At 72.3% G+C, this 26,268-nt stretch carries 25 protein-coding genes; 9 read left to right on the forward strand and 16 right to left on the reverse strand.

Annotation, left to right across the window (positions count from 1 at the left end):
- Nucleotides 1–48 precede the first annotated feature (48 nt).
- Genes ACZ4TW_RS00670 through ACZ4TW_RS00690 form a run of 5 tightly spaced genes read left to right on the forward strand, consistent with a single transcriptional unit; the run spans nucleotide 49 to nucleotide 5,216 of the window.
- A complete protein-coding gene (locus tag ACZ4TW_RS00670) occupies nucleotides 49–1,416 on the forward strand; it encodes a glutamine synthetase family protein (RefSeq protein WP_465539168.1) in 1,368 nt (455 codons plus the stop codon).
- Nucleotides 1,397–2,188 carry a gamma-glutamyl-gamma-aminobutyrate hydrolase family protein gene (locus ACZ4TW_RS00675; protein ID WP_465539170.1) on the forward strand — a complete coding sequence of 264 codons (792 nt, stop codon included), beginning with the start codon at nucleotides 1,397–1,399 and terminating at the stop codon, nucleotides 2,186–2,188. Before ACZ4TW_RS00670 ends, ACZ4TW_RS00675 begins: the two co-directional genes overlap by 20 nt.
- Complete coding sequence (locus ACZ4TW_RS00680; protein WP_465539172.1) at nucleotides 2,185–3,555, forward strand: aldehyde dehydrogenase family protein; 1,371 nt, start codon at nucleotides 2,185–2,187, stop codon at nucleotides 3,553–3,555. The genes ACZ4TW_RS00675 and ACZ4TW_RS00680 overlap by 4 nt, the downstream gene beginning before the upstream one ends.
- 38 nt (nucleotides 3,556–3,593) lie before the next feature.
- Nucleotides 3,594–4,385 (forward strand): 3-oxoacyl-ACP reductase, encoded by a 792-nt coding sequence (locus tag ACZ4TW_RS00685; protein ID WP_465539173.1) that lies wholly within the window; start codon nucleotides 3,594–3,596, stop codon nucleotides 4,383–4,385.
- A gap of 9 nt (nucleotides 4,386–4,394) precedes the next feature.
- Nucleotides 4,395–5,216 (forward strand): FadR/GntR family transcriptional regulator, encoded by an 822-nt coding sequence (locus ACZ4TW_RS00690; RefSeq protein WP_465539175.1) that lies wholly within the window; start codon nucleotides 4,395–4,397, stop codon nucleotides 5,214–5,216.
- 87 nt (nucleotides 5,217–5,303) lie between these two features.
- Here the strand turns inward: ACZ4TW_RS00690 and ACZ4TW_RS00695 are convergent, their stop codons facing one another.
- Nucleotides 5,304–5,597 carry a hypothetical protein gene (locus tag ACZ4TW_RS00695; RefSeq protein WP_465539177.1) on the reverse strand — a complete coding sequence of 98 codons (294 nt, stop codon included), beginning with the start codon at nucleotides 5,595–5,597 and terminating at the stop codon, nucleotides 5,304–5,306.
- Between the two features lie 158 nt (nucleotides 5,598–5,755).
- Between ACZ4TW_RS00695 and ACZ4TW_RS00700 the strand changes: the two genes are divergently transcribed.
- Nucleotides 5,756–7,084, forward strand: a complete 1,329-nt coding sequence (locus ACZ4TW_RS00700; RefSeq protein ID WP_465539179.1) for a uracil-xanthine permease family protein — start codon at nucleotides 5,756–5,758, stop codon at nucleotides 7,082–7,084.
- Here the strand turns inward: ACZ4TW_RS00700 and ACZ4TW_RS00705 are convergent.
- From ACZ4TW_RS00705 to ACZ4TW_RS00730, 6 genes are all read right to left on the reverse strand, one after another.
- Complete coding sequence (locus tag ACZ4TW_RS00705; RefSeq protein WP_465539181.1) at nucleotides 7,042–8,553, reverse strand: NCS2 family permease; 1,512 nt, start codon at nucleotides 8,551–8,553, stop codon at nucleotides 7,042–7,044. The two genes, ACZ4TW_RS00700 and ACZ4TW_RS00705, sit on opposite strands and share 43 nt — an antisense overlap.
- Before the next feature lie 106 nt (nucleotides 8,554–8,659).
- Complete coding sequence (locus ACZ4TW_RS00710) at nucleotides 8,660–9,001, reverse strand: peptidase (protein WP_465539183.1); 342 nt, start codon at nucleotides 8,999–9,001, stop codon at nucleotides 8,660–8,662.
- A complete protein-coding gene (locus ACZ4TW_RS00715; RefSeq protein ID WP_465539185.1) occupies nucleotides 8,998–10,176 on the reverse strand; it encodes an inorganic phosphate transporter in 1,179 nt (392 codons plus the stop codon). Before ACZ4TW_RS00715 ends, ACZ4TW_RS00710 begins: the two co-directional genes overlap by 4 nt.
- Nucleotides 10,177–10,267: 91 nt before the next feature.
- A complete protein-coding gene (locus tag ACZ4TW_RS00720; protein WP_465539187.1) occupies nucleotides 10,268–10,765 on the reverse strand; it encodes an 8-oxo-dGTP diphosphatase in 498 nt (165 codons plus the stop codon).
- Between the two features lie 4 nt (nucleotides 10,766–10,769).
- A complete protein-coding gene (locus ACZ4TW_RS00725; protein WP_465539189.1) occupies nucleotides 10,770–11,801 on the reverse strand; it encodes a 6-phosphofructokinase in 1,032 nt (343 codons plus the stop codon).
- A 123-nt stretch (nucleotides 11,802–11,924) separates the two neighbouring features.
- Nucleotides 11,925–14,048, reverse strand: coding sequence for a DEAD/DEAH box helicase (locus tag ACZ4TW_RS00730; protein ID WP_465539191.1), 2,124 nt, complete (start codon nucleotides 14,046–14,048; stop codon nucleotides 11,925–11,927).
- 276 nt (nucleotides 14,049–14,324) lie between these two features.
- On the opposite strand from ACZ4TW_RS00730, the gene ACZ4TW_RS00735 reads away from it, so the two are divergent.
- A complete protein-coding gene (locus ACZ4TW_RS00735) occupies nucleotides 14,325–14,531 on the forward strand; it encodes a hypothetical protein (protein ID WP_465539193.1) in 207 nt (68 codons plus the stop codon).
- Nucleotides 14,532–14,572: 41 nt separating this feature from the next.
- On the opposite strand, the gene ACZ4TW_RS00740 is transcribed toward ACZ4TW_RS00735, so the two are convergent.
- Complete coding sequence (locus ACZ4TW_RS00740) at nucleotides 14,573–16,486, reverse strand: DUF2207 domain-containing protein (RefSeq protein WP_465539195.1); 1,914 nt, start codon at nucleotides 16,484–16,486, stop codon at nucleotides 14,573–14,575.
- Between the two features lie 110 nt (nucleotides 16,487–16,596).
- Between ACZ4TW_RS00740 and ACZ4TW_RS00745 the strand changes: the two genes are divergently transcribed.
- Nucleotides 16,597–16,878 carry a metal-sensitive transcriptional regulator gene (locus ACZ4TW_RS00745; protein ID WP_465539197.1) on the forward strand — a complete coding sequence of 94 codons (282 nt, stop codon included), beginning with the start codon at nucleotides 16,597–16,599 and terminating at the stop codon, nucleotides 16,876–16,878.
- Between the two features lie 4 nt (nucleotides 16,879–16,882).
- Entirely contained in the window at nucleotides 16,883–17,452 is a 570-nt protein-coding gene (locus ACZ4TW_RS00750; RefSeq protein ID WP_465539199.1) for an O-acetyl-ADP-ribose deacetylase, read from the forward strand.
- 13 nt (nucleotides 17,453–17,465) lie between these two features.
- Here the strand turns inward: ACZ4TW_RS00750 and ACZ4TW_RS00755 are convergent, their stop codons facing one another.
- The 8 genes from ACZ4TW_RS00755 to ACZ4TW_RS00790 form a co-directional block, all read right to left on the reverse strand.
- Nucleotides 17,466–18,416 (reverse strand): glycerophosphodiester phosphodiesterase, encoded by a 951-nt coding sequence (locus tag ACZ4TW_RS00755; RefSeq protein WP_465539201.1) that lies wholly within the window; start codon nucleotides 18,414–18,416, stop codon nucleotides 17,466–17,468.
- 78 nt (nucleotides 18,417–18,494) lie between these two features.
- Nucleotides 18,495–19,967: an SDR family oxidoreductase gene (locus tag ACZ4TW_RS00760; protein ID WP_465539203.1), complete on the reverse strand. Its 1,473-nt coding sequence runs from the start codon at nucleotides 19,965–19,967 to the stop codon at nucleotides 18,495–18,497.
- 74 nt (nucleotides 19,968–20,041) lie between these two features.
- Complete coding sequence (locus tag ACZ4TW_RS00765) at nucleotides 20,042–20,902, reverse strand: aldehyde dehydrogenase family protein (RefSeq protein ID WP_465539205.1); 861 nt, start codon at nucleotides 20,900–20,902, stop codon at nucleotides 20,042–20,044.
- Nucleotides 20,899–22,461, reverse strand: a complete 1,563-nt coding sequence (locus ACZ4TW_RS00770; protein WP_465539207.1) for an aldehyde dehydrogenase family protein — start codon at nucleotides 22,459–22,461, stop codon at nucleotides 20,899–20,901. The genes ACZ4TW_RS00765 and ACZ4TW_RS00770 overlap by 4 nt, the downstream gene beginning before the upstream one ends.
- Before the next feature lie 19 nt (nucleotides 22,462–22,480).
- A complete protein-coding gene (gene deoC, locus ACZ4TW_RS00775; RefSeq protein WP_465539209.1) occupies nucleotides 22,481–23,488 on the reverse strand; it encodes a deoxyribose-phosphate aldolase in 1,008 nt (335 codons plus the stop codon).
- Between the two features lie 32 nt (nucleotides 23,489–23,520).
- Nucleotides 23,521–24,465, reverse strand: a complete 945-nt coding sequence (locus ACZ4TW_RS00780; protein ID WP_465539211.1) for a sugar-binding transcriptional regulator — start codon at nucleotides 24,463–24,465, stop codon at nucleotides 23,521–23,523.
- Nucleotides 24,466–24,591: 126 nt separating this feature from the next.
- On the reverse strand, nucleotides 24,592–24,978 hold the full coding sequence (locus tag ACZ4TW_RS00785; RefSeq protein ID WP_465539213.1) for a hypothetical protein: 387 nt from the start codon (nucleotides 24,976–24,978) through the stop codon (nucleotides 24,592–24,594).
- Between the two features lie 62 nt (nucleotides 24,979–25,040).
- Entirely contained in the window at nucleotides 25,041–26,255 is a 1,215-nt protein-coding gene (locus ACZ4TW_RS00790; protein WP_465539215.1) for an MFS transporter, read from the reverse strand.
- Nucleotides 26,256–26,268 lie beyond the last annotated feature (13 nt).

Here is a 26,268-nt window from a genome sequence, read left to right on the forward strand (position 1 = left end):
TGTAATGGTCGCCGAACCCGACCATTCACCACGCGAGGAGGCGCCGACATGGCGGCACCCACCGGTTTCCTCACGCTCGACGGGCTCCGCTCCGCGGTCGCCGACGGGCACGTCGACACGGTCATCGTGGCCTTCACCGACATGCAGGGCCGACTCGTCGGCAAGCGCGCCTCGGCACGCCTGTTCCTCGAGGAGGTCGCCCTGCACGGCGCCGAGGCGTGCAACTACCTCCTCGCGGTCGACGTCGAGATGAACACCGTCGACGGCTACGAGATGTCGAGCTGGGAGCGCGGCTACGGCGACATGGCGCTCGTGCCCGACCTCTCGACCCTGCGCATGGCGCCCTGGCTCGAGGCGACCGCGCTCGTGACCGCCGACCTCGAGTGGCTCGACGGGAACCCCGTCGAGGCCTCGCCCCGACGCATCCTGCAGCGCCAGCTCGAACGGCTCGCCGAGCGCGGCCTCACCGCCCACGTCGGCACCGAGCTCGAGTTCATCGTGTTCGACGACTCCTACCGCGAGGCCTGGCGCAAGGGCTACCGCGACCTGACGCCCGCGAGCGACTACAACATCGACTACGCGCTGCTCGCCTCGACCCGCATGGAGCCGCTCCTGCGCGACATCCGCAACGCCATGGACGGCGCCGGCATGTACTGCGAGGGCGTGAAGGGCGAGTGCAACCTCGGCCAGCAGGAGATCGCGTTCCGCTACACCGACGCGCTCGGCACGTGCGACAACCACTCGATCTACAAGAACGGCGCGAAGGAGATCGCCGACCGGCACGGCAAGGCGCTCACCTTCATGGCGAAGTTCAACGAGCGCGAGGGCAACAGCTGCCACATCCACATCTCGCTGCGCGGCGAGGGCGGCAGCGCGGTGTTCGCCGACTCCGGCGACGAGCGCGGCATGTCGACGCTGTTCAAGCACTTCCTCGGCGGGCAGATCGCGGCGATGCGCGAACTCACCCTGTTCTCGGCGCCGAACATCAACTCGTACAAGCGCTACGTCGCCGGCAGCTTCGCGCCGACGGCGATCGCGTGGGGCCTCGACAACCGCACCTGCGCACTCCGCGTCGTGGGCCACGGCCACGGGATGCGCGTCGAGAACCGGGTTCCGGGCGGCGACGTCAACCAGTACCTCGCGGTGGCGGCGCTCATCGCCGCCGGCCTGCACGGCATCGACCACGAGCTCGATCCGGGCGACGTGTTCGTGGGCAACGCGTACGAGAGCGACGTCGCGCGAGTGCCGGCGACGCTGCGCGAGTCGGCCGAGCTGTTCGCGGCGTCGGACATCGCGCGCGCGGCGTTCGGCGACGAGGTCGTCGAGCACTACCTCAACAACGCGCGCGTCGAGCTCGCCGCGTACGAGGCCGCCGTCACCGACTGGGAGCGGGTCCGTGGCTTCGAACGCTTCTGAGGCGGGTTCCCGCGCGTCGGATGGCGCGGCGCCCGTCATCGGCGTGACGACCTACCTCGAGCGCTCGCAGACCGGCGTGTGGGACCTGCCCGCGTCGTTCCTGCCGAAGGTGTACCTCGACGCGGTGACCGACGCGGGCGGCATCGCGGTGCTGCTGCCGCCGCAGCCGGTGACGCCCGAGGTCGCGCGCCGCGTCCTCGCGTCGGTCGACGGGCTCATCGTCTCGGGCGGGGCCGACGTCGACCCGCGCCGCTACGGCCAGGAGGCGCACGAGCGCACGGGCGCCCCGCGCACCGACCGCGACGCCTGGGAGGATGCGCTGCTCACCGCGGCGATCGAGCTCGAGGTGCCCTTCCTCGGCATCTGCCGCGGCGCCCAGATGCTCAACGTCGCGCTCGGCGGCACGCTCGTGCAGCACCTGCCCGACGTCGTGGGCCACGAGGGCTACCAGCCCGCACCCGCCGTCTTCGGCGAGGCTCGGGTGATCGTCGAGCGCGGCAGCCGGCTCGACGCGGTCCTCGGCGACGCCGACGAGCCGCGCGGCACGCTGCCCGTGCACGTGTACCACCACCAGGCGATCGATCGGGTGGCCGACGGCCTGCGCGTGACCGCGCGCACCGACGAGGGCGTCGTCGAGGCCGTCGAGCTCGACGGCGCGGCCTTCGGCCTCGCCGTGCAGTGGCACCCCGAGGAGGACGCCGCCGACCGTCGGCTGTTCGCCGGACTCGTCGAGGCCGCGCGCGCCCAGCGCGCGGAGAGGAGCATGGCATGAGCCACACCATCGTCAACCCGGCCGACGAGAGCGTCGTCACGACCGTCGCGTCGGCCACGATCGACGAGACGGATGTCGCGATCGAGCGCGCCGCACGCGCGCAACGCGACTGGGCCCGACTCGCCCCGGCCGACCGGGCCCGGCTGCTCCGGCGCTTCGCCGACGCGGTCGACGGAGCCGTCGAGGAACTCGCCGCGATCGAGGTCGCGAACTCCGGCCACCCGATCGGCCAGGCGCGATGGGAGGCCGGCCACGTGCGCGACGTGCTCGAGTACTCGGCCGGCGCTCCCGAGCGACTCTCCGGCCGCCAGATCCCCGTGGCCGGCGGGCTCGACGTGACCTTCCACGAGCCGCTCGGCGTGGTCGGCGTGATCACGCCGTGGAACTTCCCGATGACCATCGCGTCGTGGGGCTTCGCGCCCGCGCTCGCCGCGGGCAACGCGGTGGTGCTGAAGCCCGCCGAGTGGACGCCCCTCACGAGCCTCAGGCTCGCCGAGCTCGGCGTCGAGGCGGGCCTGCCCGAGGGCGTGTTCCAGGTGATCGCAGGCAAGGGATCGGTCGTCGGCGAGCGGTTCGTCACGAACGAGACGGTCCGGAAGGTGGTCTTCACGGGTTCGACCGAGGTCGGCAAGCGCATCATGGCCGGATGCGCCGCGCAGGTGAAGCGCGTGACCCTCGAGCTCGGCGGCAAGAGCGCCAACATCGTGTTCGCCGACGCCGACCTCGAGCAGGCGGCGGCCACGGCGCCGTACGGCGTCTTCGAGAACGCGGGGCAGGACTGCTGCGCCCGCAGCCGCATCCTCGTCGAGCGCAGCGCCTACGACCGCTTCATGGAGCTGCTCGAGCCGGCCGTCCGGGGCGTGAAGGTCGGCGATCCGGCTGACGCCACCACCGAGATGGGTCCCCTCGTGGCCCGCGCGCACCTCGAGCGCGTGGCCGGATTCGTCCCGGATGACACGGAGGTCGCGTTCCGCGGCAGCGCCCCGAGCGGGCCGGGGTTCTGGTTCCCGCCCACGGTGCTCGAGCCGTCGCGCGACTCGCGCACCGCTCGCGAGGAGATCTTCGGACCCGTCGTCTCCGTCTTCCCGTTCGACGACGAGGGCGACGCCATCCGCTTCGCCAACGCCACCGAGTACGGCCTGTCGGGCTCGATCTGGACGCGCGACCTCAGCCGCGGCATCCGCGTCGCCCGTGCCGTCGAGTCGGGCAACCTCTCGGTCAACTCGCACTCGTCGGTGCGCTACAGCACGCCCTTCGGCGGGTTCAAGCAGTCGGGGCTCGGGCGCGAGCTCGGGCCCGACGCGCCGCTCGCCTTCACCGAGACCAAGAACGTCTTCTTCGCCGTCGACCCAGCGATCGTCGAGTAGTGCGAAGCGCGCATCGAACCCACGCACAAAGGAGCACCATGGCAGATCTCACCCCGATCGACCTCACCCAGCGCCTCGCCGGTCGCGTCGCCGTGATCACCGGCGGCGCGTCGGGCATCGGGCTCGCGACCGCGAAGCGGCTCGCCGCCGAGGGCGCGAAGGTCGTGATCGGCGACGTCGACCGCGCCTCGGGCGAGGCCGCGGCATCCGCGGTCGACGGCCTGTTCGTGCAGGTCGACGTCACCGACCAGGAGCAGGTCGACCACCTCTTCGACGAGGCCGCGCGCGTCTACGGCTCGGTCGACATCGCGTTCAACAACGCCGGCATCTCGCCGCCCGACGACGACTCCATCGAGACGACCGAGCTGCCCGCGTGGCAGAAGGTCCAGGACGTCAACCTCACGTCGGTCTACCTGTGCTCGCGCGCGGCGCTGCGGCACATGGTCCCGCAGGGTCGCGGGTCCATCATCAACACCGCCTCGTTCGTGGCGGTGCTCGGCTCGGCGACCTCGCAGATCTCGTACACGGCCTCGAAGGGCGGCGTGCTCGCCATGAGCCGCGAGCTCGGCGTGCAGTTCGCGCGTCAGGGCATCCGCGTGAACGCGCTGTGCCCCGGTCCCGTGAACACCCCGCTGCTGCAGGAGCTGTTCGCGAAGGACCCGGAGCGCGCGCAGCGGCGCCTGGTGCACGTTCCGGTCGGCCGGTTCGCCGAGCCGCAGGAGCTCGCGGCGGCGGTGGCGTTCCTCGCGAGCGACGACGCGTCGTTCATCACGGGATCGACCTTCCTCGTGGACGGCGGCATCAGCTCGGCCTACGTCACGCCGCTCTAGGCTCGGATGATGCGAGCGGGCGCGGGCGACGAGCGGGCGGTGGCGGATGCCGCGGCCGGACCGCCGACGCCCGCGGCCGTGCCGCGGTCCGCCCCGGAGCCGGCCGAGGTGCTGAGCGCGGGACTGCTGCTCACCCCCGCGCGTCCCGCGAACGCGTTCGAGGAGACGGTGCAACGGCTGCTGCAGTCGATCCGGCTCGGCCTGATCGCGCCCGGGGAGCGGCTGCCGCCCGAGCGCGAGCTCGCCGGCATGCTCGAGGTCAGCCGCGACACGCTGCGCGAGGCGATCGGCTCGCTCGCCGAGGCCGGCTGGGTCGTCGCCCGCCGCGGCAGGTACGGCGGCACGTTCGTCGCCGACACGCCGCCGCAGCGCACCACGCCCCACTCCCCCGCGCCGCCCGCCGATCCCGTCGCGCTCGCGGCCGAGCTCGAGGACACGCTGGCGCTGCGCGCGGTGATCGAGGTCGGTTCGGCGCGACGGGCCGCGGAACGCCCGCTCGCGGCATCCGACCGCGAACGCCTCTGGCAGGCCTACCGCGAGTGCCACGACGCCGGACCCGAGCAGTACCGCGTCGCCGACTCGCGCTTCCACCTGCTGATCGCCGAGCTGCTCGGCGCGCCGAGCGTGATCCCGCTCATGGCCGACGTGCGGATGCGGGTGAACGCGTTCCTCGACGGCATCCCCCTGCTCGCGCCGAACATCGCGCACTCCGACGAGCAGCACCGCGCGATCGTCGGCGCGATCCTGCGGGGATCGGGCGACGACGCCGCGCGCGCGATGGCGGAGCACCTCGAGGGCACGGAGGCGCTGCTGCGCGGCTTCTACGGCTGAACGCCCGTGCGGCGGTCACGACGGAGCGGGGCGCGGCGACGCCCCCGGCCGGAGGAGGCCGGGGGCGGGGCGGTCGCCGGTCGCGGGTCAGGCGAAGGCGAACGGCAGCAGCGGCAGCATCGCGAGCCCGAAGGCAGCCGCCGCGATGCCCGCGATGACGATTCCGGCGAGCATCACGCCGTTGAGCGCGATGCCCCAGATCGCCATGGTCCTCGCCGACGGCTCGCGACGCAGCGCGAGGATGCCGAGGACGAGGCCCGCCACCGGCACCACGAAGGTGAAGCCGGCGACGATCGAGACGAGGCCGAGCACGAGGCTCGACACGGCGAATCCGCGCTGCTCGACCTCGGTCGCGGCGGGTGCGGGGGTGACGGTGGTCATGGTCTGGATCTCCTGTTCGTGAGGATGACTCCACGCTATGGACCGCCGGAGCGCGCCGGTATGGGGCGAACCCCCCGATCGGCGGGGCGGCTGACGCCACCGTCCGCCGACCGGTAGCATCCGTCCGACCCCCGCACCCGGAACGATCGGAAGACCCCATGCCACTGCCCTGGACCCTGCACGGCGACGGCTCCCACGTCGCCCCCGGCGAGGTGGTCGCGCCCGGCGAACGCCTGTCGTGGCCGAGAACCGTCGGACTCGGCGCGCAGCACGTCGTCGCGATGTTCGGTGCGACCTTCCTCGTGCCGATCATCACGGGCTTCCCGCCCGCGACCACCCTGTTCTTCTCCGGGGTGGGCACCATCCTGTTCCTGCTCCTCACGCGCAACCGCGTGCCCAGCTACCTCGGCTCGTCGTTCGCGTTCATCGCGCCGATCACCGCGGCGCTGGCGGCCGACGGCGTCGCCGACCCGATGGGCGCCGCGCTCTTCGGCATCGTCGTCGTGGGCGTGCTGCTCGCGATCGTCGGCCTCGTCGTGCAGTTCGCCGGATCGCGCTGGATCGACGCGCTCATGCCGCCGGTCGTCGCGGGCGCGATCGTGGCGCTCATCGGGCTGAACCTGGCGCCCGTCGCGAAGTCGAACTTCCAGGAGGCGCCGCTCACGGCTCTCGTCACGCTCCTCGCGGTGATCGTCGCGAGCGTCGCCTTCCGGGGCATCCTCGGCCGGATGTCGATCCTGCTCGGCGTCGTCATCGGCTACATCGTCGCGGTGCTGCTGGGCGAGGTCGACTTCGCCGCGGTGGGCGAGGCCGACTGGATCGGGCTGCCCCAGTTCCACCTGCCCGCGAACCCGGTCGCCGACGCCGCGGTGTGGGGTCTGCTGCCCGCCTTCCTCCCGGTCGTGCTCGTGCTCGTCGCCGAGAACGTCGGGCACATCCGGGGTGTCGCGCAGATGACCGACCCGTCCGTCAACGCCTTCACGGGCCGCGCGTTGTTCGCGGACGGCCTCGCCACCACGATCGCGGGCTTCTTCGGCGGCTCGGGCACGACCACGTACGGCGAGAACATCGGGGTCATGGCGGCCACTCGTGTGTACTCCACGGCCGCGTACTGGGTCGCGGGCTCGTTCGCGGTGCTGCTCGGCCTCTCACCGAAGGTCGGGGCCGTCATCAACACCATCCCGCCGGGCGTGCTGGGCGGCGTCACGACGGCGCTCTACGGCCTCATCGGGATCATCGGCGTGAAGATCTGGGTCGACAACCGCGTGGACTTCACCAACCCCGTGAACCAGTTCACGGCCGCGACGGCGCTCGTGATCGGCGTGGCCGACTTCACGTTCACGGCCGGCGACGTCGTGTTCAACGGCATCGCGCTGGGCACGATCGCCGCGATCGTGATCTACCACCTCATGCGAGGCATCGCACGGCTCCGCGGCACGGCCGATCAGCCCGCGATCAGCGCCTCGACCGGGCCGCGCGCGAAGTAGACGAGGAAGCCCGCGGCGACGACCCAGAGCAGCGGGCTGATCTCGCGCGCACGGCCGGCGAGCGAGCGGATGGCGACCCAGCCGATGAAGCCCGCGCCGATGCCGTTCGCGATCGAGTAGGTCAGCGGCATCACGGTGACCGTCAGGAAGACGGGCAGCAGCACCGAGAAGTCGGACAGGTCGATGTCGCGGATCTGCGACATCATCAGGGCGCCGACGATCACGAGCGCGGCAGCCGCGACCTCGGACGGCACGATCGAGGTCAGGGGGGTGAGGAACATCGCGAGCAGGAACAGCGCGCCCGTGACCAGGTTCGCGAGGCCCGTGCGCGCGCCCTCGCCGATGCCGGATCCGGACTCGATGAAGACGGTGTTCGACGAACTCGAGGTGAACCCGCCCGCGACGGCGCCGACGCCCTCGACCACCAGCGCCGAGCGCAGGCGCGGGAACTCGCCCTTCGCGTCGGCGAGGCCGGCGCGCGACGACAGCCCCGTCATGGTGCCGAGCGCGTCGAAGAAGTTCGTGAAGACGAGCGTGAACACGAGCATGAGGGCGGCGAGCACGCCGATGCGCTCGAAGCTGCCGAAGCTCACCTGGCCGACGAGCGAGAGGTCGGGCAGGCTCACCCACTGCGCGGGCAACTCGGGCACGGACAGGCCCCAGCCCTGCGGGTTCACCTCGCCATCGGCGCCGACCTTCGGGCCGAGGTCGAGGACCGCCTCGAGCACCAGCGCCAGCACCGTGCCAGCGAGCAGGCCGATGAGGATGCCGCCCTTGACCTTGCGGGCCACGAGCACGCCCGTGACGAGCAGCGTCGCGACGAACACGAGCGTCGGCACCGTCGAGACCGAGCCGTCGAGCCCGAGGCCGACGGGCGGTGAGGCGGCGCCGGTCGCGGTCACGAAGCCGGCGTCGACGAAGCCGATGAACGCGATGAACACGCCGATGCCGACCGTGATCGCGAGCTTCAGCTCGATCGGGACGGCGTTGAAGATGAGCCGGCGCAGGCCCGTCGCGGCGAGCAGCACGATGACGAGCCCGTTCACCAGCACGAGGCCCATCGCCTCGGGCCAGGTGACCTGGCCGACGACCGACACCGCGAGGAACGAGTTGATGCCGAGGCCTGCGGCGAACGCGAACGGCAGGCGGGCGACGAGGCCGAAGAGGATGGTCATGACCCCCGCCGTGAGCGCGGTCACCGCCGCGACCTGGGCGAAGCCGAGGTTCTCGCCCGAGACATCCGTGCCGCTCGACAGGATGATCGGGTTCAGGATGACGATGTAGGCCATCGTGACGAAGGTGACGAGACCGCCGCGGAGCTCTGCGGCGACGGTCGACCCGCGCGCGGTGATCTCGAACACGCGGTCGAGGAGCGATGCCGGGCGCGCGGCCGCCTGGGCGGGCGCTGCCGGGTCGGGCGCCGCCTCGGCGCGCAGGTCGGTCTCGGTCTCGGGTCGGGTGCGGGTCATCTCATCCACGGGAGCTCTGGGGTGCGCGCGCACCCGGTCGGATCCGCTCGCACTGAGCGGGGAGGTCGGGTGGGACGACGACGGCCCGTGTCGGAAGCGGCCCGGATCAGGCCACGAAGGCGTGCAACGCCGGGACGATCAGGAAGATTCCGTAGAGCACCGCCACCCCGGTGAGGCCGAAGCAGGCCCACGCGCCGACGCGGGCCAGGCGCTTCTGCCCGTCGGTGAGCGGGCTCTTGCGGGCGGCCTTCTCGGCGCGCTTGGCGGCCTTCGCCGCCTCCTCGGGCGTGATCACCGTGATCGCGTCCGTGAACTCCGCCGGGGCCACGACCGGGGTGCGGCCGGCGACGGTGAGCAGGCGGATGCCGAGCGAGTACAGGCTGACGACCACGCCGGCACCCACCAGCGAGGCGACGAGCACGATCACGAAGGAGAACCAGTCGATCACGAGGCCACCTTCTTCTTCGGCTTCGGGTTGCGCTTGATCTTCACGGCACGACCCGAGTCGGCGACCTCGCTCAGCACGTTGCGGTGCGAGACCTCCTCGCGTCGCGACCAGAGGAAGATGCCGCCGATCACCGCCGCGGCGCCGATCGCCGCGATGATGACCCCGGCGGTGCCGGTCAGTGCGATCACGGCGGCGAGCGCGCCCACGCCGCCCGCGGCCGGCAGCGTGAGCAGCCAGCCGACGCCGATCCGGCCTGCGGTGCGCCACCGCACCTTCGAGCCGCGCCGACCGAGTCCGGAGCCGATGACCGAACCGGAGGCGACCTGCGTCGTCGAGAGCGCGAATCCGAGGTGGCTCGACGCGAGGATGGTCGCCGCCGTCGCCGTCTCCGACGCGAAGCCCTGCGCGGGCTTGACGTCGGTCAGGCCCGTTCCGAGGGTCTTGATGATGCGCCATCCGCCCATGTAGGTACCGAGCGCGATGGCGATCGCGCAGGTGACGACGACCCACGTCTCGGGGCCCGAGCCGACCGGCTGCGCGCCGACGGAGATGAGCGTGAGGGTGATCACGCCCATGGTCTTCTGCGCGTCGTTGGTGCCGTGCGCGAGCGCGACGAGCGAGCTGGAGAAGATCTGCGCGTGCCGGAAGCCGTCGCGGCCGTCGGGCTTGCCGTCGTACCGGCGCGTGATCGCGTAGGCGAGCTTCGTCGCCGTGAACGCGACGAGGCCGGCCGTCAGCGGTGCCAGCAGGGCGGGCAGGATGATCTTCGACATCACCACCGCGCCGTCGATCGCCTGGACGCCGAACCCGACGATCGCGGCGCCGATGAGCCCGCCGAAGAGCGCGTGGCTCGACGACGACGGCAGGCCGAGGAGCCAGGTGACCATGTTCCACGTGATCGCGCCGATGAGCCCCGCGAAGATGAGCTCGGGCGTGATGAGCACGCCGCTCTCGCCCTCGCGGATGAGCCCGCCCGAGATGGTCTTGGCCACCTCGGTCGACAGGAACGCGCCGATGAGGTTCAGGACCGCGGCGAGCGCGACGGCCACTTTCGGACGCAGCGCGCCGGTCGCGATGGGCGTCGCCATCGCGTTCGCGGTGTCGTGGAAACCGTTCGTGAAGTCGAAGAAGAGCGCCAGTGCGATGACCAGCACGACGATGAGGGTGAGATCCACCGGCGTCTTTCTGTGCGATCGGCGACGAGATTCGCCGGATGTTCACGGATGGCGGGTTGTGGAATTCGGCAGGCGCCGAGACCCGTCGATCCTACGCGACGTGATCCTGCTCGTGCACCACGCTTGCCAGATCCTCGCCGAAGACGTACGTTCTCCGGACCCGGCCGCCGCCGAGCACGCCCGGCAGCCAGCGCCGCGCGTCGTCCCACATCTCGCCGAGCGGCACCGCGTCGAGCGCGAACCACTGGGGATCGAGCTCGTCGGACGGCGCGGGCTCGCCCGTGAACCTGCGCGCGACGAACACGCTCGACTCCTGGCTCCACGCCTCGCGGTGCGGGAACAGGTACGTCAGCCGCCCGCGCGCCTCGAGGTCGGCGGCGCGCACGGTGACGCCGGACTCCTCGTGCACCTCGCGCACCGCGGCCTCGACGGCGGTCTCCCCCGGTTCGAGCTTGCCGCCGAGCCCGACGAAATAGCCCTGCCCGAGGCCGTGCTTCTTGCGCCCCAGCAGCACCTCGAGCCGTCCGTCGGCCTCGCGCAGCAGGTAGCAGACGCACACCTGCGGCAGCGGCATCCGGAGACCGCTCATCTGCTCAGCCGAAGAGGATCCGCGCCTCGTCGTAGCGCGACTGCGGCACGCGGTTCAGGCCGCCCGTCGCCTCGGCGATGGAGACGCGCGCGATGTCGGTGCCGCGCAGCGTGACCATGCTGCCCCACGCGCCGTCGATGGCCGCATCGACCGCCGCCATGCCGAGTCGCGTGGCGAGCACCCGATCGTACGCCGACGGCGCGCCGCCGCGCTGGATGTGGCCGAGCACCGTGTGGCGCGACTCGATGCCCGTGCGCTCCTCGATGATCGGTGCGAGCTTCTCGGCGATGCCGCCGAGGCGCGGCCGGTTGAAGGCGTCGAGGCCGAGGTGCGAGTGCGCCTCCTCCATGGTGTCGAGCTTGAAGCCCTCGGCGACCACGATGAGGGGCGCACGGCCGCGCTCGCGCACCGAGTCGACGTAGTGGCAGATCTCCTCGATGCTCATGGGCTGCTCGGGGATCAGGATGGCGTGCGCGCCCCCGGCCATGCCGGAGTGCAGCGCGATCCAGCCGACGTGCCGGCCCATGACCTCGAGCACCATGCAGCGGTTGTGCGACTCGGCGGTCGTGCGGAGCCGGTCGATGGCCTCGGTCGCGATCTCGACGGCGGTGTCGAAGCCGAACGAGTAGTCGGTCGCGGCGAGGTCGTTGTCGATGGTCTTCGGCACGCCGATGACGGGCAGCCCACCCTCGTCGACCAGCCGGCGGGCCGCCGTGAGCGTGCCCTCGCCGCCGATCGCGACGATGGCGTCGATGCCCTCGGCCTCGAGCATGCGGCGGATGTTGTCAGGTCCGCCCTGCTCGCCCTCGAACGGGTTGGTCCGGCTCGAGCCGAGGATCGTGCCGCCCTGCTTGGAGAGGCCGCGCACGTCGTGGCGGGTGATGGGCATGATGTCGCCCTCGACGACGCCCTTCCATCCCCACCGGAAGCCCACGAACTCCGCTTCGTGCGAGATGACGCCCTTGAGCACCGCGCCGCGGATGACCGCGTTGAGGCCCGGGCAGTCGCCGCCGCTCGTGAGAATGCCGATCTTCATGACCACTGGGTTGACTCCTCGTGAGGTGGACGTTCGCGGGGGGCCGCTTCATCGAGGCGCGAACGTGGGGAGTCTAGCGGGGTCGCGGCATACGTCGCGCAGGCCGGAGACCGCGACCACCGCCTACAGCGCGCCGTCGAGCGCCTGGCGGAGCAGGTGCTGGAGCGCGTCGAGCTGGACCGAGTCGGCCGAGCCGGGCTCGATGTCGCTGCCGTCCAGCGCCCGGAGCGCGAGCCCCTGCTTCTGGTCGATCAGCTCGGCGATGCGCGCGTCGACCGTGTGCGCCGCGATGATCCGCCACGCGGTCACCGGCTCGTCCTGGCCGATCCGGTGCACGCGGTCGATCGCCTGCGTCTGCTCGGCCGCCGTCCAGCTGAGCTCGGCGAGCACCACGTTCGACGCGGACTGCAGGTTCACCCCCACGCCCGCCGCGGTGAGCGAGCAGACCGCCACCGACACCTCGGGGTCGGTGTTGAACGCGTCGATCGCCTGCTGGCGCGCGATCGCGTTCTGGTCGCCGCGGATGGAGACCGTGCGCAGCTCGCGCGCCTCGAACGAGGCCTCGGCCTGGTCCATGACGTCGATGTGCTTGGCGAAGAACACCACCTTGCCCGCCGACCGCGCCAGCTGCGCGGCGTAGTCGGCCGCGAGGCCGGCCTTCGCCTGGCCGATGCGGCGGACCATCGTGAAGACGTTCTCGCCGGACTTCGCCGACTTCGACTCCTCGAGCTCGGAGAGCGCCACGGCGCGGATGTACTGGTCGCGCTCGAGCTCGTCGAGGTCGCCCACGCGCAGCTTCCGGGATTCGACGAGCGCGCGGAACCGGCTCGCGAGGCGGTGGCCCAGTTCGCGTTCGGCGGCCCGGATCGAGCGGCCGAGCTCGTCGTCGAGCTCGACGGGCAGGTCGGCGATGCGCTTGTCGGGCAGGTCGGCCGCGACGTCCTTCTTGCGGCGGCGCACGATGCCGAGGTCGATGACGGTGCGGCGCGCCTCGGCGTAGAAGCCCGGTTCGGCGGGCGTCAGACCGGTCTCCTCGAGCTTGCCGAGCAGCTCGGGCGACGGGCGGTCGCCGACGATCCAGCCGAGGAACTGCCAGATCGCCCGGAAGTCGTCGACGTCGTTGATCAGCGGCGTGCCGGTGAGGGCGAGCAGCAGCGGGTCGCCGCCGGGCGTGTTGCGGCGGATCCGGTCGGCGAGCGCGAGCACGTTGCGCGAGCGCTGCGACTGCAGGTTCTTGATGAAGTGCGCCTCGTCGACGACCATGCCGCGGAAGCCCATCGTCGACAGCCATGCCATGTGCCGGTCGAGCACGTCGTAGTTGACGACCACGACGTCGGCGAACGCGTCGACGCTGTCGCCGTCGCCGTGGATGACGGTCGCACGACGGTGCGGGGTCCAGCGCTCGACCTCGCGCGCCCAGTTCATCTTCACGACGTTCGGCACCACGGCCAGCAGCGGGTAGGCGTCGGCGACGGAGGCGGCGAGGACCGACTGCGCGGTCTTGCCGAGCCCGGGTTCGTCGGCGAGTAGGAAGGTGCGGTGGCCCTGCCGGGCGGACTCGATGAAGCGCACCTGGTGAGGCATGAGCTCGAGTCCTCGCGGCGACAGCCGATCGAGCTTCGGCGCCTCGGGCAGGTCCATGGAGGCGGCCTGGCCGCCGGAGCCCGACTCGAACGACTTGAACAGCGGCCCGAGCAGCTCCCAGTTGGCGAGCCGGCGGATAGGCACGACGGGCTGGGCGCCGCGGCTGAAGTCGGGCGCGAGGAACGGGTTCGCCAGCTGCCGCGACTTCACGGACGGCGGGATCACCTGGTTCACCGCGAGCTCGGGCTTGGGCTCGGGCTCGCGGACGATGATGAGCTCGTCGTCGCTCAGGTCCGCGCCGGACTCGAGCAGCCAGTCGCGCCGGAATCGCTGCGCGACCGTCGAGATCGAGGCATCCGGCTCGAGAAGGCTGATCAGGCTGGTGTCGCGCGCCGCGGTCTTGGCGAGGATCTGCGCGATGCCGTCGAGGCGCTTCAGCAGCTCGGCGCGCGCGGCGTCGCCGAGCTCGGCGTCGGCCTTCACGCGGGCGCGCTCCTCCCGCATGAGCAGCGCGATGACCTGGAACTTCGTGCGGTTCGTGGGGCCCAGCTTGTTCTTCTGGGCCTTCTGCTCGACCTCGCGGACCTTGCGCGCGAGGATCGGGATGATGGGCGCGTCGTCGTCACGCGAGCGCGTGCGCTGCCGCTGCCTCGTCTGGGCCAATGGTCCTCCCCTGTCTGGGCCCGATGCGAATCGGCTCCCCGATCCACCGGCGTGCAGTGGCCGGCACCGCCGGACGGGATCGTTCGTCGAAGCCGTCGTCGCGGTGCGCCGAATCCGGGAGCCGAGCATGGCGGAGCGGAGATCCCCTGCCGTCGGACCGAAGAACGGATTCGTCGAGCGCCGACGACATTCTACGCGCGGTAGCGGCCCGGACGCGAATGGACGTGGCGCGGATCCGCCCGGGCGCGGCCGGAGGCTTCGCGCTAGGCTCGATCCATGGACGAGTCGACGGGGGTCGGCGGCGAGATCGCCGACGACCACGAGTTCCAGATCGCACAGGATGGCGAGCTACCGCCCGAGTCCGAGGCTGCCGACGACGACGCGCGCGCCGTGGGCGAGGAGCCGGTCGACGACGTGCCCGGCATCGACGAGGAGCGCCGCGTCAACCTGCCCGACGAGCGCGGCGCGGCCGAGGAGTCCTGAGCCGCAGCGGCGCCCGCGCGCCGGCGCTCGACGACCGGCGGTCAGACGCCGCCGCCGCCTCCGCCGCCTCCACCGCCGCCCGACGAGCCGCCTCCGCCCGACCCGCCCGACGAGGAGCTCGACGACGACCCCGACCAGCTCGAGCTCGACGCACTCGTGAACGAGCTGACGCCCGACGAGAACGCGACCGCGTTGAAGCCGTCGCGGCCCGAGTACCAGCCCGGCTGCTCGCCCCGCGCGGCGTACAACGCGGCGAGCTCGTCGCTCCACTTCCGCTCGTGCCCGAAGAGCACGGCGTAGGGCAGCAGCCGCTCCGTGACGCGCAGCACGAGCTCGGGGTCGGGGCGGGCCGGGGCGCCGGCCGAGGACGCGTCGGCGAGGGGCACCCGCTCGGCTCCGGTCGGACTCTGCAGCATGCGGATGCGGTCGGCCTCGGCGAGACGGATGTACTCGCGGAGGCCTTCGAGGTGGTCGTGGAGCGCTCGTCCGCGCTCGGTCAGCGGTCGCACTCTCGAGACGATCCAGACGGTCGCGAAGGCGGCGACGCCAGCACCCAGGATGGGCAGCCACGGCCACCCACCGCCCATGCGGTCGTCGAGCGCGATGAAGCCGAAGACGATCGCGATCACTGCGGCGACGATGGCGAGCAGCGCGAACAGCACGCGGAGCAGGGCGTCTGGCCGCCGGCGCAGGCCCTCCCGCGCGACGCGCGTGTGCACCTTGCGCCGGAGGTTCATCAACTTGGTGCCGAGCGAGGTGTCGCGCGACTTCAGGTCCCGCCGCGTGCCGAGCACGGGCACCGGGCCGAACAACGCCCGCAGCACCGACTGCGCGTCGCGGTCGGCCGGCTCGACGGGGCCGGCCACCTCGACCGCGTACTTCTTCCGCCCGGTCTCGACCACGCGCAGCCGTCCGGCGACGGCCTCCGCGAGGATCGTGGCCGTGATGCCCTTCGACGGCGCGCCGACGAGGTCGGCGGCCTCCATGAGCGTGAGGCGCTCGGGGGGCTCGTACTCGGCGACGATGATGCCGCGGCCGGGGTGGTCGCGCCACCGGGATGCCCGCGTGATCGCCGCGGCGAGGGCGATGCCGAACGCGAGCAGCGCCGCGACCGCTGAGGTCATCGCCGCGGGCGAGGACGTGAACCGCTCGTCGCGGGGTTCGAACGTACCGGGCCGGAAGCCCATGGCGAGCGTGAGGTTCTCGTACGGTCCGAGGGTGGTGGCCTGGGCGACGAGCGCGGGGTCGGCCCCGGGGTCCATGGTGAGCAGCTCGCACGGCGTGTCGGAGCCCTCGTATCCCCGGTAGCAGGCGGCTTCGCCCGTGAGGGCGTCGGCGAGTCCCGTCTCGAGGCGGACCTCGCCGCGGACCCGCCCGAACGGCTGCGCCCACCCCGTGCCGTTGACGTCCCAGTAGAACTCCTGCTGGGGCCCGTCGTCGGGCTGCAACGTCACGTTCCGCTGGTGGTAGGTGATGACGTACGTCTGCTCGCCATGCACGTAGTCGTCGGCGGCGATGGTCACGAGCTCGAACGCGCCGTCCTCGCTGCGCTCGGTCTCGTACGGGCGGGGCGTGCCCGCGCCGTCCGTCACCGACTCGATGCGGATGTCGGTCGGGTGGCCGTCGTAGTCGCGCGGGATTGCGCGACGGATGCCGCGGTTCTGGTCGTGCTCGGGGAACACCGCGACGAGCGTCTCGGTGGTCAGCAGCTCGGAGCGCCGGTCGGCGTCGCGACCGAGCTCGTACACGGCGTCGAACCGCGCGAACGTGAAGTCGTCGACGTCGGCGGGCACCGCCTGGACCGGTGCGATGCGGGCGGCCGCGGCCGGCGTGGCGGTCGTGACGCCGGCCGCGGCGGCGGGCGCGCCCAGGCCGACCAGCAGCGCGACCGCGGCCCCGGCGACGGCGAGCGGGCGCAGCATCGGACGGCGCGGGATGGGGCGCGGGGCGGCCATGCGATCACCGTAGCGAACCGGGCCCGTCCGCGTCATCCGTGGCTGCCCCGACCCCTGAGAGGGGCCCGACCGATACGGGGCCGGGTATCGCGAGCCGGGCGTATCCTGACATGGTGATCGACGACATCAAGAAGCGCGCCCTGCACCGTACGAAGATCATCGAGGGCCAGCTGCGCGGCATCGAGAAGATGATCGAGAACGAGGACTACTGCGTCGACATCATCACGCTGTCGCTCGCGGTGCAGAAGTCACTCGGTTCGCTGAACAAGCTCCTCGTCGAGAACCACCTGCGCACGCACGTCTCGCACATGTACGAGGAGGGCGGAGACCGCCGCGACGAGGCGGTCGCCGAGCTGGTGCGCATCTTCGAGCTCTCGAACAACCGGGGCTGAGCCGATGGCGCGACCCGCGTCGGCCACCCGCATCGAGCTCGTCCGCGGCGACCTCACTCGCGAGCGCGTCGACGCGATCGTGAACGCGGCGAACTCGTCGCTGCTCGGCGGCGGCGGGGTCGACGGCGCCATCCACCGCGCGGGCGGGCCCGAGATCCTGGCGGCGTGCCGCGAGCTGCGGGCGACCACGCTGCGCGATGGGCTGCCGACCGGCCAGGCGGTCGCGACCACGGCCGGGCGGCTCGCCGCCCGCTGGGTCGTGCACACGGTCGGGCCCGTGTGGCCCGGTCACGGGCCCGAGCTGGCGCGGCGGCGCGCCCTGCTCGAGGACGCGTACCGGAACTCGCTGGAGCTCGCGGCGATGCTCGGCGCGGCATCCGTGTCGCTTCCCGCGGTGTCGGCGGGCATCTACGGCTGGCCGGCCGACGATGCCGCCGAGGTCGCCCTCGGCACCTCGGCGGAGGCGGCCGACGCACCCGCGCTCGTCCGCTTCGTGCTCTTCTCGGCCGACATGCACCGCACGTTCGCCGACGCGGCTCGGCGGCTCGGCGTCGACGCCGACATCGTGGACTGACCGGGGCGGCCGATCAGGTGCCCGGCGCGGTCGTCGCGATCCACGCGTCGAGGTCGCTCGGCTGGTCGGTGATGATGCCGTCGACGCCGAGCGCGCGCACCTGCTCCCACGTGTCCTGACTGTTGAGGGTGTAGCAGAGCACCGCGATGCCCGCCGCATGCGCGAGGTCGACCGCGCCGGGCGCGGCGGTGACGGACGTCGCGGTGGTGCCGAACCCGATGACTCCGAGCTGGTCGGCGAGCGGCACGGGATCGGCGGGCAGCTCGCGGATGAGCATGATCCGCGGCGTGGTGGGCGAGACGCGCTGGACGGACTGGAGCGTCTCGATGCTGAAGCTCTGGAGCACGACGCGGCCGCGGAGGCCGTGGCGCTCGACGAGGTCGACGACGCGCCGCACCTCGTCGGGCGTCCACGCGGCCTTGAGTTCGACGAGGGCACGAGCCCCATTGCGATCGGCGAGCGCGTCGAGGAACGCGTCGAGGGTCGGCACGCGCTCCCCCGCCCAGTCGCGGGAGTACCAGGCGCCGACGTCGAGGCGCCGGACGTCGTCGTGATCGAGGTCCTCGATGCGCCCGTCGCGTCCGGCGACGCGCTCGAGGTCGACGTCGTGGAACAGCACCGGCACGCCGTCGCGCGTCAACCGCACGTCGGTCTCGACGTACGCCAGGTCGTCCATGGCGAGCTCGAGCGCGGGCATCGTGTTCTCGGGGGCCATCGACCGGTCGCCGCGGTGCCCGATGATGGCGGCGGCCTCCCCCGGCCGGCGCAGGGCGCCGAACACGTCGATCGCGTACACGTCGGTCGGCGTCGAGACGGTCCAGAGCATCGCGGCGGTCGCGGCGGCGCCGATCGCGGCCAGTCCGATGCGCACTGCCGGACGGGGCGGGCGGATCAGGCCGGTGGGGACGAGGGGCGCTCGGGCGGGCGCGGTCGCCGGGTCGACCGCGTCGGGGGCATGACGCACGGGTTGGACCTTCCTCCGGCCCCGCGCGCCGTCGCGCGGACCGTGCAGGTCACTCTAGCAACGAGCGTTACCGTTCCGTTATCTTTCCGGGTCGGACTCCGCCGCCTCCGCCTCCGCGGTGATGCGGTTGGCCATGCCCGCGAACACGATGCCGTGGAACGGGAACACGGCCCACCAGTAGAGCCTGCCGGCGAGCCCCTTGGGGAAGAAGACGGCGCGCTGCCGGTAGGTCGAGCCCGAGCCGTCGGGCTCGGCCGACATCTCGAGCCAGGCCCGGCCGGGCACCCGCATCTCGGCGCGCAGCCGCAGGAAGCTCGGACGCTCGATCGCCTCCACCCGCCAGAAGTCGACCGCGTCGCCCGGATGCAGCGTGTCGGGGTCGCGGCGCCCCCGACGCAGGCCCACGCCGCCGAACAGCTTGTCGAGCCATCCGCGGATGGCCCAGGCGAGGGGGAACGAGTACCATCCGTTCTCACCGCCGACCCCCTCGATCACCGACCACAGCGCCTCGACCGGAGCCGCCGACCGACGCTCGCGGCGGTCCTCGTACACGGTGTGGCCGGCCCAGTCGGGATCGCTCGGAAGCGGATCGCTCGGGGCCCCCGCGACCTCCGCGTTGCGCCAGCTCGTCTCGACCTCGCCCAGGCGCTCCTTCTCGAGCGCGAGGCGCACCGACCGGCGGTAGCCGACCAGCCCCTCGGGCGGCGGCGGGATGACGGCATCGATGTCGTGCTCGCGCATCACGCAGTCGAACTGCAGCGACTCGATGATCGGCACCGCGAGCCGGCGCGGGATCGGCGTCACGAGGTTGACCCACTGCCCCGCGAGCCACGGCGTGAGCACCGGCAACGCGGCGATCGGCCGTTGCCGCAGTCCCGCCTCGACCGCGTAGCCGTTCATGAGCTGGCCGTACCGAAGCACATCGGGCCCGCCGATGTCGAACGCGCGGTTCACCTGGGGCGGCACGTCGGCCGCCTCGATCAGGTAGTGCAGCACGTCGCGGACCGCGATCGGCTGGATGAGGTTGCGCACCCAGCGCGGCGCCGGCATGTACGGCAGCACCTCGGTGAGGTGGCGGATCATCTCGAACGACGTCGAGCCCGACCCGATGATCACCCCGGCCTGCAGCACGATCGTCGGCACGCCCGAGGCGAGCAGGATCTCGCCGACGCGCACGCGAGAGCGTAGGTGCCGCGACAGGTCGGCGCCCGCCGGATGCAGGCCGCCCAGGTAGACGATGCGCCGCGCCCCGTTCGCGCGCGCCGCCTGCGCGACGTTCCGCGCGATCCGCTCCTCGACGTCGGCGAAGTCGCCCCGGCCGCCCATCGAGTGGACGAGGTAGTACACGACATCGACCTCGCGCATCGCTCGATCGACCGCCTCGGCATCGGTCAGGTCGCCCTCGACGACCTCGACCTGACCGGCCCACGGGATGTCGCGCAGGCGCTCGGGCCGGCGGACGATGACGCGGACGTCGTGGCCCGCCTCGGCGAGCCGCGGGACCAGCCGCCCGCCGATGTAGCCGGTCGCACCGGTCACGAGGATGCGCATGGCCCGACCCTAGCCCGCGCGCTCGCGAGCCGGGCCGGACTGCGGCTGTGAATGCCCCGAGCGCGCCCGGCCGGTCAGCGCAGGCTCTTGGTGTGCCAGACCGTCTTCGTCTCGGTGAACGCCGAGATGCGGTCGAGCGTCGGGGCCGCGGCATCCGGGCCCTGCTCGGGACGAAGCACGCGCTTCAGCGTGTCGGCGGCCGCGAGCTCGAGGTCGATCCAGTCGAGCGCGCCGGCGCCGACGAGGTCGAGCGCGTTCACGTCGGCGTGGCTCGCGAGCCACGGCGCGATCTCGGCGGGCGACCCGGTCAGCACGTTGACGACGCCCTTGGGCACATCACTCGTGGCGAGCACCTCGGCGAGGGAGATCGCGGACAGCGGGTACCGCTCGCTCGCGACCACGATCACCGAGTTGCCGGCGACGAGCGCCGGTGCGATCGCCGAGACCAGGCCGAGGAGCGAGGACTCCTGGGGAGCGATGATCGCGACGACGCCGGTCGGCTCGGGCACCGAGATGTTGAAGTACGGGCCGGCCACCGGGTTGGCGCCCCCGGCGACCTGCGCGAACTTGTCGGTCCAGCCGGCGTACCAGACCCACCGGTCGATGGCCTCGTCGACCTGCACCATCGCCTGCGCACGCGAGACGCCCTCGGCATCCTCGATCTCGGCGACGAACTGGGCGCGGCGGCCCTCGAGCAGCTCGGCGATGCGATACAGCACCTGACCGCGGTTGTAGGCGGTCGCCTGGGCCCAGCCGCCGACGGCGGCGCGCGCGGCGACGACCGCGTCGCGGGCATCCTTGCGCGAGGCCTTCGCGGCATTGGCGAGGAAACTGCCGTCGGCCTTCACGACCTCGTACGTGCGGCCGGACTCGCTGCGCGGGAACGCGCCGCCGATGAACAGCTTGTACGTCTTGGGCACGGCGAGGCGGCTCACTGCGCGGCTCCCTTCTTCGCAGGGCGGGCGGTTCGGCGGGCGCGGCGGGCCGGCTTCTCGTCGGCGGATGCCGCGGCGGCGGCCTGGAGACGGCGCTGCGCGACTCCTCGACCCGCAGCGGAACTCGCCGGCGCGAGGTACGCGCCGAGTCCGTGCCGGCCGCCCTCGCGCCCGTAGCCCGACTCCTTGTAGCCGCCGAACGGGCTCGCAGGGTCGAACCGGTTGAACGTGTTCGCCCAGATCACGCCGGCGCGAAGCTGGTCGGCGACCGCGAGGATTCTGCTGCCCTTGTCGGTCCAGATGCCCGCCGAGAGGCCGTACGGGGTGTTGTTCGCCTTGGCGATCGCCTCCTGCGGCGTGCGGAACGTGAGCACCGAGAGCACCGGCCCGAAGATCTCCTCGCGCGCGACGCGGTGGGAGGTCTGCACGTTGGTGAAGATCGTCGGGGCGTACCAGAACCCGTTCTCGGGGATCTCGCACGGCACGCTCCAGCGCTCGGCGCCCTCGTCGACGCCGGCCTGGGACAGCTCGGTGATGCGCGCGAGCTGCTCGGCCGAGTTGATCGCGCCGATGTCGGTGTTCTTGTCGAGCGGGTCGCCGAGGCGGAGCGTCGAGAGGCGGTCCTTCAGCCGCTCGACGACCTCGTCGTGGATGGACTCCTGCACCAGCAGTCGCGAGCCCGCGCAGCACACGTGCCCCTGGTTGAAGAAGATGCCGTTGACGATGCCCTCGATGGCCTGGTCGATGGGTGCGTCGTCGAAGACGATGTTCGCGGCCTTGCCGCCGAGCTCGAGCGTGACCTTCTTGTCGGTGCCGGCGACCTGCTTCGCGATCGCCCGGCCGACCGCGGTCGAGCCGGTGAACGCCACCTTGTCGACGCCGTCGTGCGCGACGAGCGCAGCGCCCGTGTCGCCCGCGCCCGTGATGATGTTGACGACGCCGGGCGGCAGGTCGGCCTGCTGGACGATCTCGGCGAAGATCAGCGCCGTGAGCGGCGTGGTCTCGGCGGGCTTGAGCACCACGGTGTTGCCCGCGGCGAGCGCCGGCGCGATCTTCCAGGCGAGCATGAGCAGCGGGAAGTTCCACGGGATCACCTGCGCGGCCACGCCCAGCGAGCGCGGATCGGCGCCGAGGCCGGCGTAGTCGAGCTTGTCGGCCCACCCCGCGTAGTAGAAGAACCACGCGGCGACGAGCGGCACGTCGACGTCGCGGGCCTCCTTGATGGGCTTGCCGTTGTCGAGCGCCTCGGCGACCGCGAGCTCGCGCGCCCGCTCCTGGACGAGCCGCGCGATGCGGAAGAGGTACTTGCCGCGGTCGCGGCCCGGCATGCGGGACCACACGTTGGCGTACGCGCGGCGCGCGGCCGCGACGGCGTCGTCGACGTCGGCGGCGTTCGCGCTCGCGATCATCGCGATGCGCTCCTCGGTCGCCGGGGAGATGCTCTGGAAGGGGGTGCCGCGGCCGTCGACGAACTCGCCGTCGATGAACAGGCCGTAGCTGTCGCGGAGCGACAGGATCGCCCGCGACTCGGGTGCGGGGGCGTATTCGAGGAAGCTCATGGTGTTCGGTGCTCTCGTTCTAGTCGATCGTCACGTAGTCGGGGCCGGAGTAGTGCCCGGTCGCCAGCTTCTGGCGCTGCAGCAGCACGTCGTTGAGCAGGCTCGAGGCGCCGAATCGGAACAGGTGCGGCACCAGCCACTCCTCGCCGACGGTCTCGGCGACGGTGACGAGGTACTTGATGGCGTCCTTGGATGCGCGGATGCCGCCGGCCGGCTTCACGCCGATGCGCTGGCCGGTCATGCGATGCCAGTCGCGCACCACCTCGAGCATGAGCAGGGTCACCGGGAGGGTCGCGGCCGGCTGCACCTTGCCCGTGGAGGTCTTGATGAAGTCGCCCCCGGCGAGGATGGACAGCCACGACGCGCGGCGGACGTTGTCGTAGGTCACGAGCTCGCCGGTCTCGAGGATCACCTTGAGGGAGGCGCTCGTGCCGTCGGGCCGGCGGCACGCCTCCTTGACCGCGGCGATCTGGTCGAACACCAGGCCGTAGCGGCCCGCGAGGAACGCGCCGCGGTCGATGACCATGTCGATCTCGTCGGCGCCGGCCGCGACGGCGTCGGCGGTGTCGGCGAGCTTGATCTCGAGCGACGAGCGCCCCGAGGGGAACGCCGTGGCCACGGCGGCCACCGAGATCCGCCCGTCGTCGGGGTCGCCGTGGAGCGGGCCGAGCGCGTCGACCGCGTACGGGACCATGTCGCCGTAGACGCACACGGCCGCGACGCGCGGGGTCGAGGCATCCGTCGGGTCGGGGTTCACGGCCTTGGCGACGAGCGAGCGCACCTTGCCGGGCGTGTCGGCTCCCTCGAGGGTCGTCAGGTCGACCAGCGAGATGATGCGGTCGAGGGCCCACTGCTTCGACGTGGTCTTGATGGACCGGGTGCCGAGCGCGGCGGCGCGCTGCTCGAGGCCGACGGCGTCGACGCCGGCGATGCCGTGGAGGTATCGCCGCAGCGTGGCGTCGTCGGGCTCGCCGCCCAGCACGGCGAGCGCGCGCTCGCGCGCGGTGACGAGGGAGGTGCCTGACATGGGTGGTGACCTGGCTTTCGTGTGTCGGCGGATCAGCCGTCGAGGAGGTGGAGTGCGGTGGCCTCGTCGGTGACGAGCACCGAGCAGAGGCTGGAGCGCACGACGGCGTCGGCGACGGCGTGCTTGGCGCGGCCGGCGATCACCGCGATGCGCAGCTGCCCGGCCCGCAGGTCGTCGAGCGTCAGCCCGACCGTGCGCGCGTCGAGCGCGGGGTCGACGATGTTGCCGTCGGAGTCGATGTAGCGGCCGACGACGTCGCCCACGGCGCCCTTCTGCACGAGGAGGTCGACGTCGGCGTCGGTGAGGTAGCCGCTCTCGATGTGCACGGACGTGTGATCGGCGGGCCCGGCGCTGAACAGGTAGGCGTCGGCCGACCGGGCGAGGTCGATGACGCCGGCGACGACGCGGTCGGACTCGATCGCCTGCTTGGTGGCGAGGTGCTCGAGGATGGCGGGGCTCGGCAGCAGGGTGGCGCTGCCGCCCCCCTTCTGCGCCATCGCGACGGCGGTGGCCGCCGCAGTGCCGGGACGCCGGTTGAGGCTGACTCCGCCGTTGATCTGCACGACGTTGACGCCAGTGGCCCAGCCGTTGCGCAGGTGCTGCGAGATCTCGAACAGGGTGCGTCCCCAGCTCACGCCGAGGGTGCGCGGCACGGGGCGGAGCGCCGTGAGGTAGTCGGCCGCGGCCTGGGCGGTACGGGACTGCAGCTCGTCGGGCGAGACCACGCCGGCCGAGGAGACGACGATCGCGTCGTCGAGCCCGCGCTCCTCGCGGAGCCGGCGCTCGATCGGCAGGCGACGGGCTCGCGGATGCAGGATCTCGATCCGGATGAAGCCGCGCTGCTTGGCCTGCGCGAGCAGGCGCCCGACCTTCCAGCGGGTGAGCCGGAGCGCCTGGCCGATCTCGTCCTGCGTCTTGTTCTCTTCGTAGTAGAGCTCCGCAGCCCGGATCGAGAGGAGTTCGTCGGTCTCGTCCATTGGCCCCCTTCCGACGTATCCAGCGTAGGCACGCACGGTGACGGCGGCAACATGCGCAGGCACTTCTGCTCATATGAGCAACGGGTGGACGTACGGCGCACCGGTGCGCGCACTCGGGTGAACCGATCAGGCGACCCGACGCTCGGACTGCTCGGCCGCCCACCGCGCGACCAGCGCACGCTGGCGGACGAGCACGAGCGCGCTCAATCCGACGAGGACGACGAATGCGATCGTCAGCGCGGTGAAGGCGAACCAGTTGTCGTCGAGCGCGAGCACGATGCCCGCCGAGACGGCGGCGATGGCGCCCGCCGAGATCTTCGAGCCCGCCTTCAGCCGGAGGGCGGGGCTGAGCCGCCCGTCGGGGGTGTCGGCCTGGGTCAGCAGCAGGTCGGCGAAGGCGTCGACCGTCGCGAACAGCGCCGCGGCGTAGGCGAGGGCGCAGCCCAATGCGCCCCAGAGGTTGGGTCCGCCCGATCCGCTCGCTTCCTCGGCGAGCACCAGCACGCCCTCCATGCGCGCAGTCTAGGGCGACGACGCCCGGCGCGACAGGGGCGGGATGCCGCTGCGCTGCGCCTTCAGCCGCACCGCTCGTCCTCGAGGTGGGCGGGTCGCGCCACGACGAGCCCGGCGATCGCCGCGGGGATCGCCGACGCGAGCAGGAGCAGCAGCGGGGCGGTCCACCCGCCGGTCCACTCGTGCAGCAGGCCGACCGCCAGCGGCGCGACCGCCACGATGAGGTACCCGGCCGACTGCGTGAATCCGCTGAGCGCGACCGCCCCGGCGTGCGTCCTCGTCCGCAGGTTGACGAGTACGAGCGAGAGCGGGAAGAGCAGTGGGCCCGTGCCGGCGAGCGCGACCCACACCCAGGTCGCCGTACCCGGCACGATCAGCAGCCCGAGGTAGCCGAGCACGAGGGAGGCCACGCCCACGGCGATGAGCGTGCGGATGCGACCGTGCCGCTCGGCGATGACGGGCACGACGAACGCGGCGGGCACGCCGACCGCCGCGTACAGGGCGAGCAGGGCGCCCGCCTCGGCCGGCGAGGTGCCCGCGGTGTCGGCGAGCATCGCGGGGAGCCAGGCGAAGATCGCGTACGCGTTGAATCCGGGCACGGAGAACACGAGCGCCAACGACCACGCCAGCGGTGACCGCACGGCGCGCCGCAGCATCCCGGGCTCCGCCTCCTCGGGCAGCTCGGCCGGGTCGGTGCGTCGCGGATGCAGCAGCAGCGCCGCCCACGGCACGAGCGCGAGCACCGCGAACACCGCCCACATCGCCAGCGACGCGCGCCACCCCGCCTCCTCCGCGACCGGCACCGCGACGAGCGGCGGCACGAAGGTGCTCACTCCCAGCGCCGTGACGTACAGGCTCGTCAGCTGCCCCACCCGGTCGGGGAAGTAGCGCTTGACGAGCGGCGGCAGCAGCACGTTGCCGACGCCGACCGCCGCGAACGTGAGTGCGCTCGCGGCCAGCAGCCATCCCGCCGACGGGGCGAGGCCGCGCCCGGCGAGGCCGATCGCGAGCGCGACGAGCGCGCCGAGCAGCAGCGGCTCGAGTCCGGCCCGGCGCGAGACGACCGGCGTGAGGATGCCGAACACCGCGTAGCAGAGCGGCGGCAGCATGCCGAGCAGGCCCACGAAGGCGGTCGACAGCGGGATCTCCTCCTCGACCCGGTCGAGGATGGGCGAGAGCGAGGCCACCGCGGTGCGCAGCGTGAACGCGACGAGCACGATCCCGACGAGCGCGAGGGCTCGTCCGGTCCAGAGCGGGCGAGCGGGCTCGGTCGTCACCTGCGAAGTCTAG

Source organism: Agromyces sp. NPDC029043, assembly GCF_055564615.1.

What these genes read in the sequence shown, in the direction of transcription:
- ACZ4TW_RS00760 (WP_465539203.1), bottom strand. Translation starts at nt 19,967, where the DNA reads ATGCGCATCCTCGTGACCGGTGCGACCGGCTACATCGGCGGGCGGCTG.
- ACZ4TW_RS00745 (WP_465539197.1), top strand. Translation starts at nt 16,597, where the DNA reads ATGGTGATCGACGACATCAAGAAGCGCGCCCTGCACCGTACGAAGATC.
- ACZ4TW_RS00780 (WP_465539211.1), bottom strand. Translation starts at nt 24,465, where the DNA reads ATGGACGAGACCGACGAACTCCTCTCGATCCGGGCTGCGGAGCTCTAC.
- ACZ4TW_RS00725 (WP_465539189.1), bottom strand. Translation starts at nt 11,801, where the DNA reads ATGAAGATCGGCATTCTCACGAGCGGCGGCGACTGCCCGGGCCTCAAC.
- ACZ4TW_RS00750 (WP_465539199.1), top strand. Translation starts at nt 16,883, where the DNA reads ATGGCGCGACCCGCGTCGGCCACCCGCATCGAGCTCGTCCGCGGCGAC.
- ACZ4TW_RS00735 (WP_465539193.1), top strand. Translation starts at nt 14,325, where the DNA reads ATGGACGAGTCGACGGGGGTCGGCGGCGAGATCGCCGACGACCACGAG.
- ACZ4TW_RS00770 (WP_465539207.1), bottom strand. Translation starts at nt 22,461, where the DNA reads ATGAGCTTCCTCGAATACGCCCCCGCACCCGAGTCGCGGGCGATCCTG.
- ACZ4TW_RS00670 (WP_465539168.1), top strand. Translation starts at nt 49, where the DNA reads ATGGCGGCACCCACCGGTTTCCTCACGCTCGACGGGCTCCGCTCCGCG.
- ACZ4TW_RS00700 (WP_465539179.1), top strand. Translation starts at nt 5,756, where the DNA reads ATGCCACTGCCCTGGACCCTGCACGGCGACGGCTCCCACGTCGCCCCC.
- ACZ4TW_RS00685 (WP_465539173.1), top strand. Translation starts at nt 3,594, where the DNA reads ATGGCAGATCTCACCCCGATCGACCTCACCCAGCGCCTCGCCGGTCGC.
- ACZ4TW_RS00695 (WP_465539177.1), bottom strand. Translation starts at nt 5,597, where the DNA reads ATGACCACCGTCACCCCCGCACCCGCCGCGACCGAGGTCGAGCAGCGC.
- ACZ4TW_RS00720 (WP_465539187.1), bottom strand. Translation starts at nt 10,765, where the DNA reads ATGAGCGGTCTCCGGATGCCGCTGCCGCAGGTGTGCGTCTGCTACCTG.
- deoC (WP_465539209.1), bottom strand. Translation starts at nt 23,488, where the DNA reads ATGTCAGGCACCTCCCTCGTCACCGCGCGCGAGCGCGCGCTCGCCGTG.
- ACZ4TW_RS00740 (WP_465539195.1), bottom strand. Translation starts at nt 16,486, where the DNA reads ATGGCCGCCCCGCGCCCCATCCCGCGCCGTCCGATGCTGCGCCCGCTC.
- ACZ4TW_RS00705 (WP_465539181.1), bottom strand. Translation starts at nt 8,553, where the DNA reads ATGACCCGCACCCGACCCGAGACCGAGACCGACCTGCGCGCCGAGGCG.
- ACZ4TW_RS00690 (WP_465539175.1), top strand. Translation starts at nt 4,395, where the DNA reads ATGCGAGCGGGCGCGGGCGACGAGCGGGCGGTGGCGGATGCCGCGGCC.
- ACZ4TW_RS00785 (WP_465539213.1), bottom strand. Translation starts at nt 24,978, where the DNA reads ATGGAGGGCGTGCTGGTGCTCGCCGAGGAAGCGAGCGGATCGGGCGGA.
- ACZ4TW_RS00680 (WP_465539172.1), top strand. Translation starts at nt 2,185, where the DNA reads ATGAGCCACACCATCGTCAACCCGGCCGACGAGAGCGTCGTCACGACC.